This is a genomic window from Mesorhizobium sp. M2A.F.Ca.ET.042.01.1.1, assembly GCF_003997405.1.
Classification (GTDB): domain Bacteria; phylum Pseudomonadota; class Alphaproteobacteria; order Rhizobiales; family Rhizobiaceae; genus Mesorhizobium.
The window spans coordinates 1-2,303 of the sequence record NZ_RZRX01000477.1 but is presented as its reverse complement, the minus strand read 5'-3'; the positions used below and the strand labels follow the sequence as shown (position 1 = coordinate 2,303).

Below are 2,303 nucleotides of genomic sequence, written 5' to 3'. Positions count from 1 at the left end.
GTTTCGGAGCAGACCTACGCCGGTAACGCGCCGGGTTCGCGGTATGTCGGAGATGCCGAGTTCGATTATAACAAGCTGTATTTACGCTGGTTTGACTATTGGTTGAACGGGAACCAGTCCGCACTGCAAAACATGCCCAAGATTCAGTACTTTGTCATGGGCGCCAATGAGTGGCGTTCGACTGACGTTTGGCCATTGCCAAACACGAAGCAAGTCCGCCTTTATCTAACTAGCGGCGGGCACGCAAATAGCGTTGGAGGAGATGGACACCTTTCGCTCAGAGCACCCGAACGAAACGAGCAAGACAGCATAATATATGACCCGGCGGACCCGACGCCGAGCATCGGCGGCGCAGATTTTTACAGGGGCGCCGGTTCGGTTGACCAAGCTCCCAATGACTCTAGGCAAGATGTGCTGTTCTACACATCCGCGCCTTTGAATGCGCCGTTGGAGGTAACTGGTCGCTCGACGGTCAATCTTCGCGTCGCATCAAGCGCCATGGACACGGACTTTATTGCTAAACTGATCGATGTTTATCCAGATGGCACCGCGTACAACATAACTGCAGGCATTCTGAGAATGCGATATCGAGAGGGGTTGCAGAAGCAGGTCCTGATGAATCCAGGTGAACCGTATGATATACAGATCGACCTTCCGGCAACTAGCAATGTTTTTCTAAATGGGCATCGGCTCCGTGTAGTCGTTCAAAGTTCTGACTTTCCAATGTATGAACGCAATCTTAACACTGGCGAGGATCAGTATCGTTCGGCAACTTGGATGAAGGCGAAAAATACAGTTTTCCTAGGGCCCGGTGAGGTCTCGTTCATTAGTTTACCAGTGGTCGGCAATTCACAACCACATATCGCATTCATCAAGGCTGAAGGCGCTCGGCCGCGAACACATGAGCCTCGATGAGCTTGAAGAGCGGCATGAGGGCAAAGGTCCCATGACCAACATCGGCCAGTGTCGAGATCGGCATGTCGATGCCTTCGGCCTTGAAGCGGGTGCTCTGGGCTATGCATGCCAAAGTTGTCAAACAGGATCGTCGCCAGCAGATGAGGACCGATGAAGCCGCGCGGCGTCGCATGGAAGGGCGCCGGCGGCTGGCTGATCGCCTCGCAGTCTCGGCAGGTAAATTTTTCGCGTACGGTTTCGATCACGATGAACCGGCGCGGGATCTCCTCCAGCGTTTCGGTCACATCCTCGCCCAGCTTGGAAAGCCGGGATCCGCCGCAGCATGCACATGTGCTGGGAGGATCGATGACCACACGCTTGCGCTCGACATCCTCCGCCCACGGCTTTCGCACCGGCCGCTTGCGTTTGAACGAACGTACGCTCGCGGTCTTGGCTGCAGCAGCCTGCGCTGCAACCTCGTCCTTTGTCGCGGCCATCACCAGCTCTTCGAGCTGCAATTCCATCTGGTCAAGCAATCGCGCGGTGCGCTCGGAACGCTTTCCGCGAAGCTCCCGTCTTAGCTTTTCGATCGCTAGCTCCAGTTTGGCGATCAGCGCCGCGCTGTCGGACAGCATCGCCTGCGCATTGGCGGCTTACGCCACCGCAATGTCCCGCTCGGCGACGACGGTATCGCGCTCGGCAACAACGACATCACGTTCAGCCTACAACATCTCACGCTCGGAAAGCAGCGCCAGATAGGCGCTCGCAAGGTCCGCAGGAAGATCCACAGGCTTTGAAGTCATGAAGCCATTCGATCAGGTTCACTCAATATTTTCAATGTAATAATGCTATCCGACCCGGGTCGGACGCCAGGTTTCCTGCGGATAGCGCCAGTCGATCCCGGACAGCAAATAAGACAATTGTGCCGGTGAGATCGCTACCGCGCCGCCCTCCATATTCGGCCAGATAAACCGGCCCTTCGTCAGCCGCCGGGTAAAAAGGCAGGCGCCCAGCCCATCATGCCAGATGATCTTCAAAATATCCGATCTGCGGCCCCTGAAGACGAAGAGATGCCCTGAATGCATCAAATGTGCTCGAACATTTGATGCGGGAAATCCGTCCGCCCGGATCTGTGAGGGCGAAAGCCGAATGGCTGAGCTACTCGACCATGATAGCAGGCCATCGGTTGAAGCCGGCCAAGCTGGCACGTTTGACGACTATTGAGCATTGGGATGCGTCCTTGTCCCAGCGGTGGGCATAAATCAGACTCGTCCGTTTGGAGGCGGTCGAACTTGGCGAAGCGAGTTTGGCGACTGATCTTGTATGAATTGTTACGTGCTGTCGCAGGCACGACGGCAGTCCGGTCCAGGTCAAAACCGTTCTTAAGAAGCTCTTCGATTGGCATGAGA

At 55.8% G+C, this 2,303-nt stretch carries 3 protein-coding genes and 1 pseudogene; 1 reads left to right on the top strand and 3 read right to left on the bottom strand.

The annotated features are described in order from the left end of the window. Nucleotides 1–915, top strand: a 915-nt coding sequence (locus EOA23_RS33910; protein ID WP_127307251.1) for a CocE/NonD family hydrolase, incomplete at its 5' end; no start/stop codon positions are given. Here the strand turns inward: EOA23_RS33910 and EOA23_RS33905 are convergent. The 3 genes and pseudogenes from EOA23_RS33905 to EOA23_RS36155 form a co-directional block, all read right to left on the bottom strand. Continuing rightward, a pseudogene (locus EOA23_RS33905) lies at nucleotides 881–1,697 on the bottom strand (IS66 family transposase zinc-finger binding domain-containing protein); the annotation flags it as partial. The gene EOA23_RS33910 and the pseudogene EOA23_RS33905 sit on opposite strands and share 35 nt — an antisense overlap. A gap of 45 nt (nucleotides 1,698–1,742) precedes the next feature. Continuing rightward, the gene (tnpB, locus tag EOA23_RS33900) at nucleotides 1,743–1,979 is read right to left on the bottom strand and encodes an IS66 family insertion sequence element accessory protein TnpB (RefSeq protein ID WP_127307250.1); all 237 of its coding nucleotides are present in this window, start codon (nucleotides 1,977–1,979) and stop codon (nucleotides 1,743–1,745) included. Next, on the bottom strand, nucleotides 1,979–2,303 hold a 325-nt coding region (locus EOA23_RS36155; RefSeq protein WP_210212520.1), incomplete at its 5' end, for a hypothetical protein. The genes tnpB and EOA23_RS36155, both read right to left, overlap by 1 nt.